At 37.3% G+C, this 19723-nt stretch carries 26 protein-coding genes; 18 read left to right on the top strand and 8 right to left on the bottom strand.

Features of this window, described 5'->3' with window-relative positions; all coding sequences use genetic code 11:
• Positions 1-7: 7 nt before the first annotated feature.
• From rplE to rplQ, 15 genes are all read left to right on the top strand, one after another.
• Entirely contained in the window at positions 8-547 is a 540-nt protein-coding gene (gene rplE / locus A9G03_RS02590) for a 50S ribosomal protein L5 (RefSeq protein WP_065634458.1), read from the top strand.
• Positions 548-558: 11 nt separating this feature from the next.
• Entirely contained in the window at positions 559-864 is a 306-nt protein-coding gene (gene rpsN, locus A9G03_RS02585) for a 30S ribosomal protein S14 (protein WP_065634459.1), read from the top strand.
• A 17-nt stretch (positions 865-881) separates the two neighbouring features.
• A complete protein-coding gene (gene rpsH, locus A9G03_RS02580; protein ID WP_034902370.1) occupies positions 882-1274 on the top strand; it encodes a 30S ribosomal protein S8 in 393 nt (130 codons plus the stop codon).
• An 11-nt stretch (positions 1275-1285) separates the two neighbouring features.
• Positions 1286-1819 carry a 50S ribosomal protein L6 gene (rplF, locus tag A9G03_RS02575; RefSeq protein ID WP_065634460.1) on the top strand — a complete coding sequence of 178 codons (534 nt, stop codon included), beginning with the start codon at positions 1286-1288 and terminating at the stop codon, positions 1817-1819.
• Positions 1820-1828: 9 nt separating this feature from the next.
• Positions 1829-2182 carry a 50S ribosomal protein L18 gene (gene rplR / locus A9G03_RS02570; protein ID WP_025314398.1) on the top strand — a complete coding sequence of 118 codons (354 nt, stop codon included), beginning with the start codon at positions 1829-1831 and terminating at the stop codon, positions 2180-2182.
• 14 nt (positions 2183-2196) lie between these two features.
• On the top strand, positions 2197-2697 hold the full coding sequence (gene rpsE / locus A9G03_RS02565) for a 30S ribosomal protein S5 (protein ID WP_025314399.1): 501 nt from the start codon (positions 2197-2199) through the stop codon (positions 2695-2697).
• Between the two features lie 6 nt (positions 2698-2703).
• A complete protein-coding gene (gene rpmD, locus A9G03_RS02560; RefSeq protein ID WP_025314400.1) occupies positions 2704-2883 on the top strand; it encodes a 50S ribosomal protein L30 in 180 nt (59 codons plus the stop codon).
• A gap of 5 nt (positions 2884-2888) precedes the next feature.
• Positions 2889-3323, top strand: a complete 435-nt coding sequence (rplO, locus tag A9G03_RS02555; RefSeq protein ID WP_065634461.1) for a 50S ribosomal protein L15 — start codon at positions 2889-2891, stop codon at positions 3321-3323.
• Positions 3324-3331: 8 nt separating this feature from the next.
• Entirely contained in the window at positions 3332-4672 is a 1341-nt protein-coding gene (secY, locus tag A9G03_RS02550) for a preprotein translocase subunit SecY (RefSeq protein ID WP_065634462.1), read from the top strand.
• Positions 4673-4698: 26 nt separating this feature from the next.
• Positions 4699-4812, top strand: coding sequence for a 50S ribosomal protein L36 (gene rpmJ, locus A9G03_RS02545; RefSeq protein ID WP_034884218.1), 114 nt, complete (start codon positions 4699-4701; stop codon positions 4810-4812).
• Positions 4813-4981: 169 nt separating this feature from the next.
• Positions 4982-5338 carry a 30S ribosomal protein S13 gene (gene rpsM, locus A9G03_RS02540; RefSeq protein ID WP_025314404.1) on the top strand — a complete coding sequence of 119 codons (357 nt, stop codon included), beginning with the start codon at positions 4982-4984 and terminating at the stop codon, positions 5336-5338.
• Positions 5339-5353: 15 nt separating this feature from the next.
• Positions 5354-5743, top strand: a complete 390-nt coding sequence (gene rpsK / locus A9G03_RS02535; RefSeq protein WP_034948028.1) for a 30S ribosomal protein S11 — start codon at positions 5354-5356, stop codon at positions 5741-5743.
• Between the two features lie 46 nt (positions 5744-5789).
• Complete coding sequence (rpsD, locus tag A9G03_RS02530; RefSeq protein WP_065558591.1) at positions 5790-6410, top strand: 30S ribosomal protein S4; 621 nt, start codon at positions 5790-5792, stop codon at positions 6408-6410.
• A 25-nt stretch (positions 6411-6435) separates the two neighbouring features.
• Complete coding sequence (locus tag A9G03_RS02525) at positions 6436-7425, top strand: DNA-directed RNA polymerase subunit alpha (RefSeq protein ID WP_065634463.1); 990 nt, start codon at positions 6436-6438, stop codon at positions 7423-7425.
• Between the two features lie 29 nt (positions 7426-7454).
• Positions 7455-7841 carry a 50S ribosomal protein L17 gene (gene rplQ / locus A9G03_RS02520; protein WP_034884211.1) on the top strand — a complete coding sequence of 129 codons (387 nt, stop codon included), beginning with the start codon at positions 7455-7457 and terminating at the stop codon, positions 7839-7841.
• A gap of 339 nt (positions 7842-8180) precedes the next feature.
• Here the strand turns inward: rplQ and A9G03_RS02515 are convergent, their stop codons facing one another.
• The 3 genes from A9G03_RS02515 to slyD form a co-directional block, all read right to left on the bottom strand.
• Positions 8181-8384 (bottom strand): SlyX family protein, encoded by a 204-nt coding sequence (locus A9G03_RS02515; RefSeq protein ID WP_218056878.1) that lies wholly within the window; start codon positions 8382-8384, stop codon positions 8181-8183.
• Positions 8385-8438: 54 nt separating this feature from the next.
• Complete coding sequence (radC, locus tag A9G03_RS02510; RefSeq protein ID WP_065798336.1) at positions 8439-9107, bottom strand: RadC family protein; 669 nt, start codon at positions 9105-9107, stop codon at positions 8439-8441.
• A 159-nt stretch (positions 9108-9266) separates the two neighbouring features.
• Complete coding sequence (slyD, locus tag A9G03_RS02505) at positions 9267-9833, bottom strand: peptidylprolyl isomerase (protein WP_065798335.1); 567 nt, start codon at positions 9831-9833, stop codon at positions 9267-9269.
• Positions 9834-10164: 331 nt separating this feature from the next.
• Here slyD and ppnP point away from each other — a divergent pair, with 331 nt between their 5' ends.
• Positions 10165-10455, top strand: a complete 291-nt coding sequence (ppnP, locus tag A9G03_RS02500; protein ID WP_065634467.1) for a pyrimidine/purine nucleoside phosphorylase — start codon at positions 10165-10167, stop codon at positions 10453-10455.
• A 117-nt stretch (positions 10456-10572) separates the two neighbouring features.
• Here the strand turns inward: ppnP and fabI are convergent, their stop codons facing one another.
• The gene (gene fabI / locus A9G03_RS02495; protein WP_065634468.1) at positions 10573-11361 is read right to left on the bottom strand and encodes an enoyl-ACP reductase FabI; all 789 of its coding nucleotides are present in this window, start codon (positions 11359-11361) and stop codon (positions 10573-10575) included.
• A gap of 190 nt (positions 11362-11551) precedes the next feature.
• Here fabI and tehB point away from each other — a divergent pair, with 190 nt between their 5' ends.
• Positions 11552-12421, top strand: coding sequence for an SAM-dependent methyltransferase TehB (gene tehB, locus A9G03_RS02490; protein WP_143425809.1), 870 nt, complete (start codon positions 11552-11554; stop codon positions 12419-12421).
• 35 nt (positions 12422-12456) lie between these two features.
• Here the strand turns inward: tehB and fmt are convergent, their stop codons facing one another.
• From fmt to A9G03_RS02475, 3 genes are all read right to left on the bottom strand, one after another.
• Positions 12457-13416, bottom strand: coding sequence for a methionyl-tRNA formyltransferase (gene fmt, locus A9G03_RS02485; RefSeq protein WP_065798333.1), 960 nt, complete (start codon positions 13414-13416; stop codon positions 12457-12459).
• Positions 13417-13545: 129 nt separating this feature from the next.
• Positions 13546-13848: a hypothetical protein gene (locus tag A9G03_RS02480; RefSeq protein ID WP_065634471.1), complete on the bottom strand. Its 303-nt coding sequence runs from the start codon at positions 13846-13848 to the stop codon at positions 13546-13548.
• A 78-nt stretch (positions 13849-13926) separates the two neighbouring features.
• Entirely contained in the window at positions 13927-15744 is a 1818-nt protein-coding gene (locus A9G03_RS02475; protein ID WP_369126357.1) for an SLC13 family permease, read from the bottom strand.
• A 311-nt stretch (positions 15745-16055) separates the two neighbouring features.
• On the opposite strand from A9G03_RS02475, the gene A9G03_RS02470 reads away from it, so the two are divergent.
• Positions 16056-17777, top strand: coding sequence for a thiamine pyrophosphate-dependent enzyme (locus A9G03_RS02470; RefSeq protein WP_065634472.1), 1722 nt, complete (start codon positions 16056-16058; stop codon positions 17775-17777).
• A 100-nt stretch (positions 17778-17877) separates the two neighbouring features.
• On the opposite strand, the gene edd is transcribed toward A9G03_RS02470, so the two are convergent.
• Positions 17878-19683 carry a phosphogluconate dehydratase gene (gene edd / locus A9G03_RS02465; RefSeq protein WP_065798332.1) on the bottom strand — a complete coding sequence of 602 codons (1806 nt, stop codon included), beginning with the start codon at positions 19681-19683 and terminating at the stop codon, positions 17878-17880.
• Positions 19684-19723 lie beyond the last annotated feature (40 nt).

The raw sequence follows: 19723 nt of genomic DNA, 5'->3' as shown, positions 1-19723 counted from the left end.
GTGTACGATGGCGAAACTGCATGATTACTACAAAGCACAGGTAGTAAATAAACTGCAAGACCAGTTTGGCTACAAATCTGTCATGCAAGTCCCTCGGATCGAAAAGATCACCTTGAATATGGGTGTGGGTGAAGCAATTACTGATAAGAAATTATTAGATAATGCGGTTGCTGACTTAGCAGCAATCAGTGGTCAAAAACCACTTGTCACTAAAGCACGCAAATCAGTTGCTGGTTTTAAAATCCGTCAAGGGTATCCTATTGGTTGTAAAGTCACTTTACGTGGCGAACGTATGTGGGAATTTTTTGAACGTCTAGTTTATATTGCTCTTCCTCGTACTCGAGATTTTCGTGGTTTAAGCGCAAAATCTTTTGATGGTCGTGGCAATTATAGCATGGGTATTCGAGAACAAATCGTTTTCCCTGAAATCGATTATGATAAAGTTGATCGTGTTCGTGGTTTAGATATTACTATCACAACAAGTGCACAATCAGATGAAGAAGGCCGAGCTTTATTATCTGCCTTTAACTTCCCATTTCGTAAGTAAGGTAGGGCATAATGGCTAAACAATCAATGATTGAACGCGATAAGAAACGCGTAAAGCTAGCAGAAAGATATTTTGCGAAGCGTCAAGAATTAAAAGCGATTATCTCTGATCTTAATGCATCAGATGAAGATCGTTGGAATGCAGTGCTTAAATTGCAAACGCTTCCTCGTGATTCTAGTCCATCACGTCAACGTCGTCGTTGTCGTCAAACCGGTCGTCCTCATGGCGTCCTTCGTAAGTTTGGTTTAAGCCGTATTAAGGTCCGTGAGTCAGCCATGCGTGGTGAGATTCCAGGTCTTAAAAAGGCAAGTTGGTAATCAGGGGAGTGTTATAGATGAGCATGCAAGATCCTATAGCAGATATGTTGACCCGCATTCGTAACGGTCAAGCTGCGAATAAAGTTGCAGTCACCATGCCTTCCTCTAAGCTAAAAGTGGCAATTGCCAATGTGCTAAAAGAAGAAGGTTATATCGGGGACTATAAAGTAGTTGGTGACACTAAACCAGAATTGGAAATCACTTTAAAATATTTCCAAGGTAAGGCTGTTGTAGAAAGTATTAAACGTGTTAGCCGTCCAGGTCTACGTATTTATAAACGTAAAGACGAATTGCCAAAAGTAATGGCAGGACTAGGTATCGCAGTTGTTTCTACTTCTAAAGGTGTTATGACTGATCGAGCAGCACGCCAAGCAGGTCTTGGTGGTGAAATTATCTGCTACGTAGCGTAAGGGAGAAAAAAATGTCTCGTGTTGCAAAAGCACCTGTCGTTGTTCCTGCTGGCGTAGAGGTAAAACTCAATGGTCAGGTAATTACGATTAAAGGTAAAAATGGCGAGTTATCTCGCACAATAAATAATGCTGTTGTTATTAATCAAGAAGAAGGTCAAATTAAATTTGCCCCTCGTGACGGCTTTGCGAATGCTTGGGCTCAAGCAGGTACAGCGCGCGCATTGATTAACTCAATGGTTATTGGTGTTACTGAAGGTTTTACTAAAAAACTTCAGCTAGTTGGTGTCGGTTATCGTGCACAAGTTAAAGGTAATGCAATTGGTCTATCTCTTGGATATTCACATCCAATTGAACATCAATTACCTGCAGGTGTGACGGCTGAATGTCCTTCTCAAACTGAAATCGTACTAAAAAGTGCTGATAAACAGTTAATCGGACAAGTAGCAGCAGATATCCGTGCTTATCGTCGTCCTGAACCTTATAAAGGTAAAGGTGTTCGTTACGCAGATGAAGTTGTGCGTACTAAAGAAGCTAAGAAAAAGTAAGGTAACACTATGGATAAGAAATCAGCTCGTATCCGTCGTGCAACTAAAGCGCGTCGTAAGATGCATGAACTACTTGCAACTCGCTTAGTGGTTCACCGTACTCCGCGTCATATTTATGCGCAGATTATCGCACCAAACGGATCAGAAGTACTGGCAGCCGCTTCTACATTAGAAAAAGCTATCAGTGAAAGTTTAAAATACACTGGAAACAAAGATGCAGCAGCAGCAGTTGGTAAAGCAATTGCAGAGCGTGCACTAGCGAAAGATATCAAAGAAGTTTCTTTTGATCGTTCAGGTTTCCAATATCATGGTCGAGTTCAGGCGCTAGCAGATGCTGCTCGCGAAGCTGGCCTACAGTTCTAAGGTAGGAGTTAAAGATGTCAAACATCGAAAAACAAGCTGGTGAACTGCAGGAAAAATTAATCGCAGTTAACCGAGTTTCTAAAACCGTAAAAGGTGGTCGTATTTTTAGTTTTTCTGCACTAACTGTTGTTGGTGACGGTAATGGCCGCGTAGGTTTTGGATATGGTAAAGCACGTGAAGTGCCAGCAGCAATCCAAAAAGCAATGGAAAAAGCACGTCGTAATATGATTAATGTTGCATTAAATAACGATACTTTACAGCATCCGGTTAAAGGTGCTCACACAGGTTCTCGTGTTTATATGCAACCTGCATCAGAAGGTACTGGTATTATCGCCGGTGGTGCAATGCGTGCTGTATTAGAAGTTGCTGGTGTTCGTAACGTTCTAGCTAAAGCATATGGTTCTACAAACCCTATTAACGTGGTTCGTGCAACGATTGATGGCTTAGAAAATATGAAATCACCTGAAATGGTTGCTGCTAAGCGTGGTAAAACCGTCGAAGAAATTTTGGGGTAATTAGCCATGGCAAAGACAATTAAAATTACACAAACTCGTAGTTCTATTGGTCGTCTACCGAAGCATAAAGCAACGTTAGTAGGTTTAGGATTACGTCGTATTGGTCATACTGTTGAGCGTGAGGATACTCCTGCGATTCGCGGTATGGTAAACCAAGTTTATTACATGGTTAAAGTAGAGGAGTAATAGTAATGCGTTTAAATACTTTATCTCCTGCTGAAGGTTCAAAGCATGCACCAAAACGTCTAGGTCGAGGAATCGGTTCTGGATTAGGTAAAACGGGTACTCGTGGTATCAAAGGTCAAAAATCTCGTTCAGGTGGCGGCGTTCGTCGTGGCTTTGAAGGTGGTCAAATGCCTTTATATCGTCGTTTACCAAAATTTGGTTTTACCTCACGTAAAGCTATGGTAACAGCGCAAGTTCGTCTTTCAGATTTAATGAAAGTTGAAGGTGATGTTGTTGACTTAAATAGCTTAAAAGTTGCAAATGTGATTAATTCACAAATCGAATATGCTAAAATCATGTTATCTGGTGAAGTAACTAAACCAGTTACCGTTCGTGGTATTCGAGTAACGAAAGGTGCTAAAGCTGCAATTGAAGCTGCTGGCGGAAAAATTGAGGAATAATTAGAAAGATGGCAAAGCAACCAGGATTAGATTTTCAAAGTACTCGAGGCGGTAGTGGTGAGCTTAAAAGACGTTTAATATTTGTGCTTTTAGCGCTTATTGTTTTTCGTCTTGGTTCTTATATTCCGGTTCCTGGTATTGATACTAAAGCGTTATCGGACTTACTAGCACAAGCATCATCTAATGGTATTGTCGGTATGTTCAATATGTTCTCTGGTGGTGCTTTAAGCCGTGCTTCAATTTTTGCATTAGGGATAATGCCGTATATTTCTGCATCGATTATCGTACAGTTATTAACAGCTATTAGCCCTAAACTCGCAGAATTGAAGAAAGAAGGTGAATCAGGTCGTAAAAAAATTAGCCAATATACTCGTTATGGCACACTTGCTTTAGCGATTATACAGGCAGTTGGTATTGCGACTGGCTTACCGAATATTCCTGGTTATGGTCATGTTGTGATTAATCCAGGATTTTCTTTCTATTTTATTGCATCGGTTAGCTTAGTTACTGGCACTATGTTTCTTATGTGGTTGGGTGAACAGATCACGGAACGCGGTGTAGGTAATGGTATTTCAATCATTATCTTTGCGGGTATTGTGGCAGGTCTTCCCCATGCAATATATGAAACAATTGAACAAGCTCGTTCTGGTTCATTGCATCCAATTTTATTACTAGTAGTCGCCGCATTAGTAGTTGGTGTGACTTATTTTGTTGTGTTTGTTGAACGTGGTCAACGACGTATTGTCGTCAACTATGCGCAGCGTCAGCAAGGTCGTCGTGTGTATGCCGCACAAAGTACACACCTTCCATTAAAAATTAATATGGCAGGTGTAATTCCTGCAATATTTGCTTCAACAATCGTTATGTTACCATCTATGATGGCTTCTTGGTTTCAAGGAGATGGTGAAGGTTGGAGATATATTATTGTTCTTATAGGCCAATATTTTTCTCATGATCAACCGTTATACATAATCTTTTTTGCAGCTGCGATTATTTTCTTCTGTTTCTTCTATACCGCGTTGGTTTTCAACCCAAGAGAGACAGCAGATCAGTTAAAAAAATCTGGGGCATTTATTCCAGGTATCCGTCCAGGTGAACAAACATCGAAGTATATTGACAAGGTAATGACACGGTTAACGCTAATTGGCGCTATCTACATTACTTTTGTATGTTTGGTACCAATGTTTATGACAAGCGCAATGAAAGTTCCTGTCCAATTTGGTGGGACCTCTTTATTAATTGTGGTTGTTGTGATCATGGATTTTATGGCACAAGTACAGACTTTAATGATGCCAAATCGTTATGAGTCAGTGTTAAAGAAAGCGAACCTTAAAGGCTATGGCCGATAAGTTAGCCAGAAGTTACGGAGAAAAAAATGAAAGTTCGTGCTTCAGTCAAGAAATTATGCAGAAATTGTAAAATCATCAAACGCAATGGCATCGTTCGTGTTATTTGCATTGAAGGTAAGCATAAACAACGTCAAGGTTAATTTTATTTAACTGTAAAGTTGAACTTTTGCATATTTTACTTGCCAAAGTATAGTAAAGCTGGCTAGAATAGCCAGCCTAAATTTATTTGTAAACTTGCTGTTTGAGTATCCTGAAAACGGGCTTTTCAGTATAGTAAGTTTACTAACATTAACAATAAAGGAGTGCATAGTGGCCCGTATAGCAGGCATTAACATTCCTGATCAACAACATGCCGTAATTGCGTTACAAGCAATTTATGGAATCGGTAATACTCGCGCTAAGACAATTTGTGCTGAAGCCGGTATTCCTGAACATGTAAAGATCAGAGAACTATCTGAAGATCAGATTGAAAAGTTACGTGAACAAGTCGCTAAATTTACTGTTGAAGGTGATTTACGTCGTGAAGTAACTATGAGTATCAAGCGTTTATTAGACCTTGGTTGTTATCGTGGCATGCGTCACCGTCGTGGACTTCCTGTTCGTGGTCAACGCACTAAGACTAACGCTCGTACCCGTAAGGGCCCGCGTAAGCCAATCAAGAAATAATTGAGGTGATAATAAATGGCAAAGACACCTGTTCGTACACGTAAACGTGTTAAAAAACAAGTTTCTGATGGTGTAGCTCATATTCATGCATCATTTAACAATACAATCGTAACTATTACCGATCGTCAAGGTAATGCGTTGGGTTGGGCAACCGCTGGTGGTTCTGGTTTCCGTGGCTCTCGTAAGTCAACTCCGTTTGCAGCTCAAGTGGCCGCAGAACGTTGTGCAGAAGCCGTAAAAGACTACGGAATTAAGAATCTAGAAGTTATGGTAAAAGGACCTGGTCCTGGTCGTGAGTCAACAATTCGTGCATTAAATGCTGCGGGTTATCGTATCACTAACATTACTGATGTTACTCCGATCCCTCATAACGGTTGTCGTCCACCAAAGAAACGTCGTGTTTAATTATTTATTAAACATCGAATGTTTATAGGATTATTGGAGAAATAAAATGGCAAGATATTTGGGACCAAAGCTCAAATTAAGTCGTCGTGAAGGTACTGATTTATTCCTTAAATCTGGTGTCCGAGCGGTTGACAGTAAATGTAAGTTAGAACAAGCGCCTGGACAACATGGTGCGCGTAAACCGCGTTTATCCGATTATGGTGTTCAGTTACGTGAAAAACAAAAAGTTAGACGTATTTATGGAATTTTAGAACGTCAATTCCGTAATTACTATAAAAATGCTGCGCGTATTAAAGGCAATACTGGTGAAAACCTACTTGGTCTTTTAGAACGTCGTTTAGATAACGTTGTTTATCGTATGGGATTTGGTGCAACTCGTGCTGAAGCTCGTCAGTTAGTTAGTCATAAAGCTGTTCTTGTTAATGGTCACGTTGTGAACATTGCGTCTTATCAAGTTTCGCCTGAAGATGTGATTAGTGTTCGTGAAAAATCAAAAAAACAAGCACGTATTAAAGCCGCTTTAGAGTTAGCTGAACAACGTGAAAAACCAACATGGTTAGAAGTTGATGCTAGCAAAATGGAAGGTGTGTTCAAACGCTTACCAGAACGTTCAGATTTATCTGCTGACATCAACGAACATTTGATCGTCGAACTTTACTCTAAGTAAAGTTTAGCACTTAAGAGAGGACATAATGCAGGGTTCTGTAACAGAGTTTTTAAAACCTCACCTAGTTGATGTTGTTCAATACAGCCCAACTCATGCAAAAGTGACTTTAGAGCCACTTGAGCGTGGTTTTGGACATACTTTAGGTAATGCACTACGCCGCATTTTATTATCATCTATGCCGGGATATGCAGTGACCGAAGTTGAAATTGACGGTGTTCTGCATGAGTATAGTACTAAAGAAGGCGTTCAAGAAGATGTGCTTGATATTCTGCTTAATTTGAAAAAATTAGCAGTACGTGTACATACTAAAGATGATGTTATGCTGACTTTAAATAAATCAGGTATTGGTGCAGTTACTGCATCGGATATCACTCATGATGGTGATGTTGAAATTGTTAATCCTGATTTAGTAATTTGTCATCTTACTGATGCCAATGCTTCAATTAGTATGCGTATTCGTGTACAACGAGGACGTGGTTATGTCCCTGCTTCTGCTCGCGTTAAGTCAGAAGATGAAGAGCGACCAATTGGTCGTCTATTAGTTGATGCTTGTTATAGCCCAGTTGAGCGCATTGCATATTCTGTTGATGCTGCTCGTGTGGAACAGCGTACTGATTTGGATAAATTAGTTATCGATATGGAAACCAATGGTACCATTGATCCAGAAGAATCTATTCGTCGCGCATCAACTATTTTGGCTGAACAACTTGAAGCTTTCGTTGATTTACGTGATGTACGTCAACCTGAAGTTAAAGAAGATAAACCGGAATTTGATCCGATTCTTCTACGTCCAGTAGATGATCTCGAATTAACTGTTCGGTCTGCTAATTGCTTAAAAGCAGAAGCAGTTCATTATATTGGTGATTTAGTACAACGTACCGAAGTTGAGCTACTTAAAACCCCTAATCTTGGTAAGAAATCACTTACTGAAATTAAGGATGTGCTCGCTTCTCGTGGTTTATCTTTAGGCATGCGTCTTGAGAACTGGCCACCAGCAAGTATTGTTGAAGACTAAGATAAAATTTATATAAGAAGGATAAAGTTATGCGCCATCGTAAAAGTGGTCGTCAACTGAACCGAAATAGCAGCCATCGTCAAGCAATGTTTCGTAACATGACTAGTTCACTTGTTGAACATGAAATCATCAAAACTACATTGCCTAAAGCAAAAGAGTTGCGTCGTGTTGTTGAACCGTTAATTACGCTAGCCAAAAGCGATAGCGTAGCTAATCGCCGTTTGGCTTTTGCTCGTATCCGTGATAAAGATACAGTGAAAAAATTATTTTCAGATTTAGGTCCACGTTTTGCTACCCGTCCTGGTGGTTATGTACGTATTTTAAAATGTGGTTTCCGCGATGGAGATAATGCACCAATGGCTTATATTGAATTAGTTGATCGCCCTGCAGTAGAAGCAGAAGCAGCAGCTGAATAAAAAATTTAACTCATTGAGAACTAAAACCGGCAATTAAGCCGGTTTTTTTTATTGAGCTGAATTTAGATCTTATACCTTAATTTTTGATAAATAAACTTGATGAGTTTAGACAACCATTATCGTAATGATTGCTTTGATATTTTCTTAAACAAATAATTGGAATGAATTGTTTATTATTTTCAATATTTTGTCTGACATATAGTTGTTATATTTTTAGCTATACTAAAGCCGTTGATACTCCAATTAATTTCACATAATTGAAATATATTAAGTTTACTATCTGTTTTGTTGATTAATTTTAATTGTTCTTAAATAAAAATAGATTAATCTCAAGCTCGTTTAATAATGTGGGGGTGGTGTTTCTTCTGCTAAACTGGCAATATTAGATGATTGATTTGCCTGTATTTTTTGTGATAAAAGTGTTAATTGCTCTTTTAGTTTGCTAATATCTGCTTGCAGATGCATGACCATCTGATTGAGTTCTTCAATGGTCATATCTTGAAATGCTACTTTGGTTTCTAATAATTCTAATCGTTGGTTCATAAGATCTTTAATAAGAGTCTGTAGGTAAAGGTACATTGTAAGTAAAAATGGCTATTAAATCCATCCTCGCTCAGCAAATGACACATATTCTCCTTTTCCTATCACAAGATGATCAAGAATCCGAATATCAATCAACTCACAAACTTGTTCAATCTTTTTAGTTAGTATGCGATCGGCTTGACTTGGCTCTGCAATACCAGAAGGATGATTATGCGCTAAAATTAATGCAGCAGCATTATACTGTAATGCCTGTCTAGCAATTTCGCGTGGATGAACTTCTACACAGTTATAAGTACCAGTAAACATTTCTTCTGCTGTAATTACATGATTTTGGTTATCTAAAAAAATCACCATAAAAATTTCACGATCTTTGTTTGCTAATCGACTCGCTAAATAATGATGGGTTAAAGAAGGTGAAGTAAGGGAATTTTCTTTCATTATTTTAACTTTGAGATAGCGATGTGATAGTTCGACAACTGCCTTTAGTTGTGTGTATTTAGCGGTACCTAAACCATGTTTTTTACAAAAATCACTGTGACTAGCATTAATTAAATTATAAAAAGAACCAAATTCATTTAATAATTTTTGTGATAATTCTAAAACAGGTATATTTCGCGTACCTGTACGTAAAAATAAGGCGAGCAATTCAGCATCACTTAATGTTTCAACCCCAAAACGTAATAGTTTTTCACGAGGCATTAATGTTGCAGAGGATGAGGACATAATTAATAATTTATTCCGAAATAAGAATAAATTATTGATAAAAATAAGGAAGCATAAAGACCTAATTTAAAATATTGGGAAATTAATCACAAAATACATGAATACTTTACGAGAAAAAAGCGCCAATAGGCGCTTTTGTAATGAATTTTGTTCGGTGAATTAATGACAACCACAGCCACCATGACCACCGCCACAGCAACCTGTATCTTCATCTTCATCATCGTGGCCACCACAACCGCAACTACCATGTCCATGGTCGTGCCCGTGTGCACCGTGAATGTGTCCATGAGCTATCTCTTCTTCTGTTGCTTCACGAACAGCTAATACTTCAACATTAAATTTTAGATCTTGTCCTGCTAGCATATGATTACCATCAATAGTAACGGTATCACCATCAATAGCTGTGATTTCAACCGGTAGCGAGCCATGATCGGTATCAGCAAAAAAACGCATACCAACTTCTAATTCATCAACGCCTACAAAAACGTCACGCGGTACGTTTTGTACTAATGCATCGTTAAAATCACCATATGGGTTAACTAATTCAACATCAAATTTATCACCAACTTGATGGCCTTCTAAAGCATTTTCAAGGTCTTGTAATAAGTTTCCTGCACCTTGTAAATATTCAAGTGGTGCAGCCGCTGTTGCTTCATCAACTAAAACCCCATCTTTTGTTCTAACTTGATAAGCTAAACTAACCACCGTATTTTTTGCTATTTTCATATTTTCTCCAACAAACTTGTATTGCGCAAATTGGCATAGATTTTAACGGAAAAAACTCCATCTGTATGCTATTTTCTTAAGTTTATTACAAATTACCATGTTTAATTAAGATGAAACTAAATAAGGTTTTTATAAAAAATTAATTTATCAAAATTTACGTTATTGCTAAATTGGTTATTTTATATGGCTTTGTAAAAATTTTATTTACCTTAACTGTATATGACAGTAAATTATAGTGTATTAGGGAATAATGATTAGAATTTGTAGACTTAAATCATAAGTTTGCAATAAGTTAAATTAATGATATAGAAAATAACGGGTAGGTATCACAATGTTAAATGTTAATGAATATTTTGATGGTAAAGTTAAATCAATTAGTTTTGAAAATGCTTCAGCTGGTTCTGCTTCTGTTGGTGTAATGTTACCAGGCGAATATATTTTTAGTACTATCAATCCTGAAGAAATGACAGTTATAACGGGTTCGCTTAAGGTGTTACTACCTACAGCCGATGATTGGCAAGTTTTCCAAGCAGGACAAGTTTTTCATGTTGCTGGTGAAAGCAAATTTGATGTTCAGGTTGTTGAGGCGACAGCTTATCTTTGTCGTTATTTAGCAAATTAATAAAGCTATTTTAATTTATCATGGCTTTAAGATAATTAAACGTTAATTAATGCCTAAAACGATACTCCCACCTATAAGGTGGGAGTATTTTAGCGTTTTTACAACTGAATCGATAACTTATTTAAGTTCTAACTCATTCATCGCTGCGATGCTAAAGCCACCATCAACATGGATGACTTCACCGGTAATGCCTGACGATAAATTTGAACATAAGAATGCTGCAGAATTACCTACATCTTCAATGGTTACTGTACGACGAATAGGGGTTACTGATTCACAATGTGATAACATCTTTTTGAAATCTTTAATGCCTGATGCAGCTAAAGTACGAATAGGGCCTGCAGAAATGGCATTAACGCGTATACCTTCAGGTCCCATTGCATTTGCCATATAACGTACATTTGCTTCTAAAGATGCTTTAGCAAGACCCATAACATTATAATTAGGGATTGCTCGTTCAGCACCAAGATAAGAAAGCGTAACTAATCCTGAATTTGGATTTAGCATAGAACGACATGCTTTAGCCATCGCAACAAAGCTATAAGAGCTAATATCATGCGCAATGGCAAAACCTTCACGTGTTACGGCGTTAACATAATCACCATCTAATTGATCACCAGGAGCGAAGGCAATTGCATGTACAAAACCATCGAATTTATCCCAAGTTTTAGCTAGCTCTGTAAATAATGTTGTGATGCTTTCATCATGTGCGACATCACAAGGTAAAACGATTTTAGAATTAAAATCAGCAGCAAACTCTTCAACACGGCCTTTTAATTTTTCGTTTTGATAAGTAAAAGCTAATTCTGCGCCTTCACGGTGCATCGCTTTTGCAATACCGTAAGCAATAGAACGATTACTTGCAACGCCGGTAACCAGTATGCGTTTACCTGTTAAAAATCCCATAAATTGTTCCTCTAATATTTTTTACTCTATATTTTAGAATGTTGATGATTATATGTTGATATAGTTAACTTCGCTACTATAAATTTATTTTTCCTTATTTAAACGTCATTTTATTTCTAAAAAGTAAGTTGTTTATTAGGTTAATACTTGACTATAATAATCAACTATTATACAGCATTGTTGGTACTTTATGATGAAAGATAGAGATTTAGTTTGCTATAAAACGTTACCTATTTGGGATGCAAAAACTTTACCCGATTTGTTTCGTGAAAAACATAATACACAACTAGGTACTTGGGCAAAATTAAACATTATAAAAGGTTATGTCAATTTTCATATGTTAACCGAGCAGGGCGATGTCATATCTCAATATGTTTTTGATGTTGAGCATCAGCCTCCATTTATTGAGCCTCAGCAATGGCATCGAATAGCTCAAGTTTCAGATGATCTGAAGTGCCAGTTGGCTTTTTATTGCCAACCAGAGGATTATACCCAAAAAAAATATCAAATGACTAAAACCCATTCTGACGTTTTGGACGCTTGTCAAATCATTCAGGCCGGAAAAGCGTTAGATTTAGGTTGTGGTTCAGGCCGTAATTCACTCTATCTACAGCTACTTGGTTTTGATGTTGATGCCGTTGATAAGTCAGAAATGAGTATTAGTAATTTACAAGAAATTATTGCAAACGATCATTTATCGCATATCAATGCATCTATTTATGATATTAACCAAGCCAATTTAAAAGGCAATTACGATTTAATTATATCAACTGTTGTGATGATGTTTTTACAACCAGATAGAATTCCCGATATTATTCATAATATGCAAAGTATAACTAAAACGGGCGGTTATAATTTAATTGTTTGCGCTATGTCAACTGATGATTTTCCTTGCACTGTAGGATTTTCGTTTACGTTTAAAGAGAATGAGCTACTTAATTATTATCAAAATTGGGATATTCTAAAATACAATGAAGATGTTGGCGAACTGCATAAAACGGATATCCATGGCAACCGAATAAAGCTCCGCTTTGCCACGCTGTTAGCCAAAAAACGATAATATTACAGGAACTTATCCTGTAATATCTTTTTAAACTATTTTCCCAGTATCTTACCTACTTCAAACCATGCTTTGCGAGAGTTCAATAGATCTTGAGCAGACATCGGTTTTTTACCAGCAGGTTGTAAAAGTGTCATATTTAATGCGCCATCACTTGTTGCAATACATATTCCTTTTTTATCCGCTTGTAAAATAGTGCCAACAGGTTGGTTGTGGGATGTTTTTATCACTTCTGCTTGCCATACCTTTACGGGCTCGCCATTAACGTCAAAATAACTCACAGGCCAAGGATTAAAGGCGCGAACGCAACGTTCAAGTTGTTGTGCCGATAGATTCCAATCAAGTTTAGCTTCTTGTTTAGATAATTTTTCAGCGTAAGTAACCTGTGATGGATCTTGTTTTTCGGGTTGGATTTTTCCTTCGATAATTAGTGTTAAGGTATCAAGTAGTCCTTGTGGGCCTAATTGTGCCAGCTTGTTATATAACGTTGCACTGGTATCAGAAGGTTCAATTGGGCAGGTGAGTTTATATAACATATCACCCGTATCAAGCCCGGCATCCATTTGCATAATCGTAATACCAGTTAAAGTATCACCCGCCCAACAAGCGCGTTGAATAGGGGCGGCGCCACGCCATCTTGGTAATAATGAACCATGCACATTTAAGCAACCTAGTTTAGGCATATCAAGCACAGCTTGCGGTAAAATAAGACCATATGCCACCACAATCATAATGTCGGCATTGAGTTCAGCAATGATTTTTTGATTTTCTTCAGTTTTAAGTGTAGCTGGTTGATAAACAGGAAGATGATTTTCGATGGCTAATTGTTTAACCGGACTTGCAGTTAATTTATTACCACGTCCAGCTGGGCGATCGGGCTGAGTAAAAACAGCTATCACATTATGTTTCGCTTCGATTAAAGCTTGTAGGTGTTTGGCTGCAAAATCAGGGGTACCTGCAAAAATAATGTTTAATGGCTTGATATTTTGTGGCATGTATCTTTATCCATACTCAGAAATTAATGAGTGGCATTATAACTGAAATTTTCTTGAGAATCTTTAAACAGAAAGGCGCTTAATTGATAATTAGCGCCTTTGCTTCAAGAAAGAGAATAAGTAAAAATTTTATAAAGGTAGATTTCGTTTAATCATACATTCTTTAAAAACTTCAAAAACTTTTTGATTTAATTTCTTACCGTATTTATAGTAAATACCATAATTAAAAAATGTCCAAAAAACACTGTCTTTATATTTTTTGGTCATATTATAACGGCGCATCAATGTGGCATCACTCATTTTGCCAGATTCAACTTGTTTTATAGTTCTATAACATTGAAACTTAGCCAGTAATCCGATAAAAGTCAGTAAACCGATAATAATCGCGGCTGCAACCGCTAGAGCTAAAATAGTTTGTAGAAAATTCATCATTTTTTAATTCTCCTATTCATTAATTTCGTCAAGTATGTATTAATATTATCATTTGTCAATCATTATAGCCGTTAAGCTTTAAAACGGGAAGAATATTGGCACTAAAGCAATATCAACCGCCATCACTAAAAAGGTTAATGGTACGCCAACTTTAACAAAATCACTAAAACTATACCCCCCAGGCGCAACTACCATCGTTTTAACTGGCGAAGAAACGGGTGTGATAAACGACGCAGAGGTTGCGATGGCAACAGTCATAGCGAATGGATAAGGGGAATAACCAAATTTTAAGGCTAAATCAATCGCAATTGGCGCGATTAATATGGCGGTCGCTGTATTAGAAATAAATAATCCGACAATTGAACATAATAAAAAAACAAAGGTAAGTACCATATATGGACCAAAAGATCGTAAATGGACTTCAAGCCAAGCCGAAATGAGTGATATACCACCAGTTTTATTTAGTGCTAATGCAAAAGGCATCATCCCTATAATTAAAATTAATGTTGGCCAGTGTATCGACTTGTAGGCATTAGTCATATCAATGCACTTTGTTGCGCCCATTAATAAACAGGCAATAAGTGCTGCAACAACATTTGGCACAATACCGGTTACCATTAATATAATCATGATAGCTAAATTAATTAAGGCAGCATAAGCTTGTGAGCTTGCTGGAGCAATGTCATCGATATCGGAAGGATAATCGAGTACTACAAAATCACTGGTACGGGTTTGTAGTTTTTGAATTGATCCCCAATCTCCACAGACTAACAGGGTATCACTCATTTCTAATCGTTCTTGGAATAAGTTATTAGTTTCAACAGGAGCATGATTACGCCAAATACCGATTACGGTCAAAAAATATTTACTACGAAAATCGATTTCATTAAGTGTTTTACCACATAAGCTTGATTCCGGTAATAAGGCAACTTCAGCCATACCGACCTCTTTAACTTGTTCTGAAAAATATTCACCACGCAATACCTTAGGTTCAAGATTATTGGTATTTAGAAAAGTACGATAGTCAGCTTCGGAGTGTGACATATCAAGCAGTAATATATCGTTTTCTCTAAATTCAGTTGAACCATTGACGGGAATAAGAACCTTTTGGAATTTACGCCAACGTTCAATACCAATAACATTTACGCCATGTTCACTACGCAAGTGTAGGCCATCGATGGTTCGACCAACAAAAGGTGAACCCGCTAAAATTTGCGCACGATGTGCTCGACCAATTAATTTATAGTCACGAATCAAATCCGTAATTCGTCGTCTTTGCGGTTGAATTGTTGTTGGCGCAAGCTGATCCGCGGTAAGCAACCAGTTACGAGTTAATACACAGTAAATAAGACCAACAAACAATACGCCTAAACCTATTGGCGTAATTGAGAAAAAACCAAACTCAGTTAATTTAAAATGGCTAAGTTCACTATTTACGACTAAATTTGGTGCAGTTGCAACTAAAGTCATCATACCGCTAATAAGAGCGGCAATACAAAGTGGCATCATCAATTTTTTGACATGAATACCCGTATGATTGGCAATACTGATAGCAACCGGAATAAAAATTGCAACTACGCCAGTAGAACTCATTATTGAACCGAGTAGAGCAGAGCCCAGCATAATATAAATGATGATACGAATATCGTTCTTACCCGCTATTTTTAGGATATATTCACTCATTTTAAACGATATACCGGTTCTAACTAGGCTTTCACCAATGATAAATAATAATGCAATAAGAACGATATTGGGATCGCTAAATCCGGCTAATGCTTCAGATGGTGTTAATATACCTGTAATGGTAATAGCGGTAATTGTCAGTATCGCTATTATGTCCATTCTCAATTTACTAAACGAAAATAGTAAAATTGCGATCAATAACAATATACAAATAATTAATAATGGAAAATATTGGGATAAATAATCAGGTAACAGAGCAGAAATTGATGATATTAACCCATGCTCAGATGACAATTGTTTCACAAAAGCAACTCTATGAAGTAAATACTATGTTAAACATAATACATTGATTTATTGTAATAGGGAATATTGCCGAGTAAAGTTATCTTAAAATTGACCACTTTATTATTACATTTTTAACATTTTCTGCTGTTTTTTTTATAACCTATTCGCATTATGGCAAAGTAGGTGTAATTTATGCATCTAAAAGTGGAATAAAACAATAAAAGTTTTTAGGAGAAACTATGTCATCAAAAAAATCAGTAGCACAAATTATAGTCGATGTTTTAGGTGAAGCCGGTGTTAAACATTGTTATGGGATTGTGGGCGATACATTAAACCAAATTACATCTGCCATTAAAAAAAGTGATATTGAGTGGGTGCACGTTCGTCATGAGGAAGTGGGGGCTTTTGCCGCAGGCGCTGAAGCTTATCTAACTGATCAAATAACCGCATGTGCAGGTTCATGTGGACCTGGAAGCTTACACTTTATTAATGGTATTTACGAAGCGCAACGTAATAAAGTACCAGTTATTTTATTAGCAAGCCAATTGGTTACTTCACAAAGAGGAACCGATTTTCCACAAGAAGTTGATTTTCCTTCTGTTTATAAAAATTGTTCGGTATTTTGTCAGGAAATAAATGATCCAACACAAGCAAGACAAATAACCACAGCGGCAGTTCAAGCTGCGATTAATCAACGAGGCGTAGCTGTTTTAGTCATTCCTTATAATATTAGTTTAGAAAAAGTAGAAGATAATAGTGGTCATAAAATTTACCATCCTAAACCAATTATTCATCCTTCTAACGAAGAACTTAATCAAATTGCCGATATATTAAATAAAAATCATAAGATAGCAATCTTTGCCGGACAAGGCGCCCATGAGGCTCATGATGAATTAATTGGTCTTGCAGAAAAACTAAAAGCGCCAATTGTGCATACATCAAGAGCCAAAGATTTTGTTGAATATGATAACCCATATAATGTGGGTATGACTGGTATGTTTGGGGTTGAATCTGGTTCGACCGCAATCAAAGATTGTGACGTACTACTTATGTTAGGTGCTGATTTTGCTTGGTCACAATTTTACCCAAATAAAGCAATCATTATCCAAGTTGACATTGATGCTACGCATCTTGGACGACGTCATCCTGTGAGTGTGGGCGTTGTTGGTAGTACTAAACCAACAATTACAGCTTTACTGCCATTAATTAACGAAAAGCAAGAGACAGCTTTCTTAGTCAAATGTCGTGAGCTATACACCAAGTCAATGAATAAATTGAATAAAAAATCAATGCCTTCAAAAGCAACCATTCATCCTCAATATTTAACTGAATTAGTGGATAAATATGCAACAGATGATGCGGTTCTTTGTGCTGATGTTGGATCCGCTATGGTTTGGGCATGTAGACATTTTAATACTAATGGTAAAAGACGCACTGTAATTAGTTTAAAACATGGCACAATGGCAAATGCGATGCCTCAAGCGTTAGGTGTACAAAAGGCATTTCCTAATCGCCAAGTCATTACACTGTCTGGTGACGGTGGTATTAGTATGTTGATGGGTGATTTATTAACCACTATTCAAGAAAAATTACCAATAAAAATTATCGTACTTAACAATGGTTCACTTAATTTTGTTGAATTAGAGCAGAAAGTAGAAGGATTAGTTGATCATTACACCGACCTACAAAACCCTAATTTTGCTAAAGTTGCTGAATCTATGGGATTGTTTGCAATAAGTGTAGAAGACTCTGATCTGCTAGAAGCAGCAATGCAATCATTTTTATCACACCCAGGCCCTGCATTGTTAGATGTGAAAACCAGCTCAAATGAGCTTGTTATGCCACCTGAAATCCAAGCGTCACAAGTGATGGGCATGGCGCTTTATAGTGTAAAAGCCTCATTGCACGGCAAAATGGGAGATGTAGTTGATTTGTTAGTGGATAATTTCATTAAAAAATAATTCATGCTAAGTCGCCTAATGATGTATCATGAAGTTTAAGATAAAGGCTAATTACATGATATATTGAGATTTCTGCCGCAACATGCGGCAGAAAATTGAATTAAAAGCTCACCGCCCCTTGTTCTGCTGAAGTTAAATTTTCCCGAATAACCGAAAAAAGCTCACGGCCATAGCCATAATGAGAATCATGTAAATCAAATGCATAAGGTTGACGCTTAGCGAGTTCAGCTTCATCTACAAGTAAAGTGATTTCACCCGTTTGACCATTAACTCGAATAATATCTCCCTCTTTCACTTTACTTAACAATCCTCCTTCGTAAGCTTCTGGCGTCACATGAATTGCTGCTGGTACTTTGCCTGATGCACCAGATAATCGACCATCCGTTAATAACGCAACTTTGTACCCACGATCTTGTAAAACACCGAGTGGTGTAATCAGTTTATGTAATTCAGGCATACCAATTGCTTTAGGTCCTTGATAACGAACAACAACAACACAATCTTTATCTAACTTACCTGCTTTATAATCTGCATCTAAATCATATTGACTATTAAATATTACTGCTGGTGCTTCAATTATTTGATGCTCTTTAGCGATAGCTGAGGTTTTCATAATAGCTCGCCCTAAATTACCAGACATGACTTTTAAGCCGCCATGTGAATCAAATGGTTTTTTAATTGAAGCGATAACATTTTCGTCGAGTGATTTTTTTGGACCTTCGCGGAAAATTAATTTACCATTTTCTAAAATAGGCTCTTTGGTATAGTGGCTAAGACCTCGTCCAACAACAGTTTCAACATCTTCGTGTAATAGACCACCTTCAAGCAATTCTCTAACAAGTAGTGATGTTCCTCCGGCAGCCTGAAAATAATTAATATCAGCAGGGCCATTTGGATAAATTCGACATAAGAGCGGAACAACTGTTGAAAGATCCGAAATATCATCCCAATTAACGATAATTCCAGCAGCCTTAGCCATAGCAACAATATGCATAGTTAGATTGGTTGAGCCACCTGTCGCGAGTAATGCCACTAAACCATTTACAATTACTTTTTCATCAACCATTCTACCAACAGGCATATAATTACCTGATTGATTTGTGAGGCGGGTAATTTGTTGAGCGGCTGCATTAGTTAACTCGAAGCGTAATGCTGTTTCTGGATGGACAAATGCGGCTCCCGGTAAATGTAATCCCATAAGTTCAATGACCATTTGGTTACTATTTGCTGTGCCATAAAAAGTACACGTTCCGCTGGTATGGTATGACGCTGATTCAGATTCTAATAAATCTTCGCGGGAGGCTTTTCCTTCTGAATAAAGTTGACGTATACGAACTTTTTCTTTATTTGGTAAACCTGAAGGCATAGGACCGGCTGGTATAAAAATAGCCGGTAAGTGCCCAAAAGTGAGCGCACCGATAAATAATCCTGGTACAATTTTATCACATATACCAAGATATAAAGCGCCATCAAACATATTGTGTGACAAACCAATAGCAACTGACATAGCAATGATATCTCGACTCATTAACGAAAGTTCCATCCCCGGCTCACCTTGTGTAACGCCATCACACATAGCAGGTACGCCGCCAGCCATTTGACCAACAGCACCTAGTTTATGCAGCACTTTTCGTATCTGTTCTGGATAAAATTCATAAGGTTTGTGCGCTGATAACATATCGTTATAAGCACTAATAATACCAATATTACTTTTTAATATATTTTTTAAGTCATTTTTATCATCAATACAACAAGCGGCAAAACCATGTGCTAAATTACTGCAAGGCAGATTGGCTCGATTGACTTTTTTCGACATGGCATGTTCTATTTTTTGTAAATAAGCTTCACGCGAAGCTTTTGAACGCGCTTTAATACGCTGTGTAACTGCTTGAACTGTTGGATTCACATTAACCTCTTAATTTTTATTGTTATATTCTTTTAATTTT

The sequence above is a fragment of the Gilliamella sp. wkB171 genome (genome assembly GCF_001693755.1).
Lineage (GTDB): Bacteria > Pseudomonadota > Gammaproteobacteria > Enterobacterales > Orbaceae > Gilliamella > Gilliamella apicola_F.
The sequence above is the reverse complement of the archived record's forward strand: the minus strand, read 5'-3'. Positions and strand labels throughout refer to the sequence as shown.

Bases quoted from the DNA above. Each gene is read 5' to 3' on its own strand.
- fabI (WP_065634468.1), bottom strand. From the start codon at position 11,361: ATGGGATTTTTAACAGGTAAACGCATACTGGTTACCGGCGTTGCAAGT.
- rpsK (WP_034948028.1), top strand. From the start codon at position 5,354: ATGGCAAAGACACCTGTTCGTACACGTAAACGTGTTAAAAAACAAGTT.
- rpsE (WP_025314399.1), top strand. From the start codon at position 2,197: ATGTCAAACATCGAAAAACAAGCTGGTGAACTGCAGGAAAAATTAATC.
- rplF (WP_065634460.1), top strand. From the start codon at position 1,286: ATGTCTCGTGTTGCAAAAGCACCTGTCGTTGTTCCTGCTGGCGTAGAG.
- rplO (WP_065634461.1), top strand. From the start codon at position 2,889: ATGCGTTTAAATACTTTATCTCCTGCTGAAGGTTCAAAGCATGCACCA.
- ppnP (WP_065634467.1), top strand. From the start codon at position 10,165: ATGTTAAATGTTAATGAATATTTTGATGGTAAAGTTAAATCAATTAGT.
- rpsN (WP_065634459.1), top strand. From the start codon at position 559: ATGGCTAAACAATCAATGATTGAACGCGATAAGAAACGCGTAAAGCTA.
- A9G03_RS02515 (WP_218056878.1), bottom strand. From the start codon at position 8,384: ATGAACCAACGATTAGAATTATTAGAAACCAAAGTAGCATTTCAAGAT.
- radC (WP_065798336.1), bottom strand. From the start codon at position 9,107: ATGTCCTCATCCTCTGCAACATTAATGCCTCGTGAAAAACTATTACGT.
- secY (WP_065634462.1), top strand. From the start codon at position 3,332: ATGGCAAAGCAACCAGGATTAGATTTTCAAAGTACTCGAGGCGGTAGT.
- rpmD (WP_025314400.1), top strand. From the start codon at position 2,704: ATGGCAAAGACAATTAAAATTACACAAACTCGTAGTTCTATTGGTCGT.
- rpsD (WP_065558591.1), top strand. From the start codon at position 5,790: ATGGCAAGATATTTGGGACCAAAGCTCAAATTAAGTCGTCGTGAAGGT.
- rplQ (WP_034884211.1), top strand. From the start codon at position 7,455: ATGCGCCATCGTAAAAGTGGTCGTCAACTGAACCGAAATAGCAGCCAT.
- fmt (WP_065798333.1), bottom strand. From the start codon at position 13,416: ATGCCACAAAATATCAAGCCATTAAACATTATTTTTGCAGGTACCCCT.
- rpsH (WP_034902370.1), top strand. From the start codon at position 882: ATGAGCATGCAAGATCCTATAGCAGATATGTTGACCCGCATTCGTAAC.
- A9G03_RS02525 (WP_065634463.1), top strand. From the start codon at position 6,436: ATGCAGGGTTCTGTAACAGAGTTTTTAAAACCTCACCTAGTTGATGTT.
- A9G03_RS02480 (WP_065634471.1), bottom strand. From the start codon at position 13,848: ATGATGAATTTTCTACAAACTATTTTAGCTCTAGCGGTTGCAGCCGCG.
- rpmJ (WP_034884218.1), top strand. From the start codon at position 4,699: ATGAAAGTTCGTGCTTCAGTCAAGAAATTATGCAGAAATTGTAAAATC.
- slyD (WP_065798335.1), bottom strand. From the start codon at position 9,833: ATGAAAATAGCAAAAAATACGGTGGTTAGTTTAGCTTATCAAGTTAGA.
- tehB (WP_143425809.1), top strand. From the start codon at position 11,552: ATGATGAAAGATAGAGATTTAGTTTGCTATAAAACGTTACCTATTTGG.
- rplE (WP_065634458.1), top strand. From the start codon at position 8: ATGGCGAAACTGCATGATTACTACAAAGCACAGGTAGTAAATAAACTG.
- A9G03_RS02470 (WP_065634472.1), top strand. From the start codon at position 16,056: ATGTCATCAAAAAAATCAGTAGCACAAATTATAGTCGATGTTTTAGGT.
- rplR (WP_025314398.1), top strand. From the start codon at position 1,829: ATGGATAAGAAATCAGCTCGTATCCGTCGTGCAACTAAAGCGCGTCGT.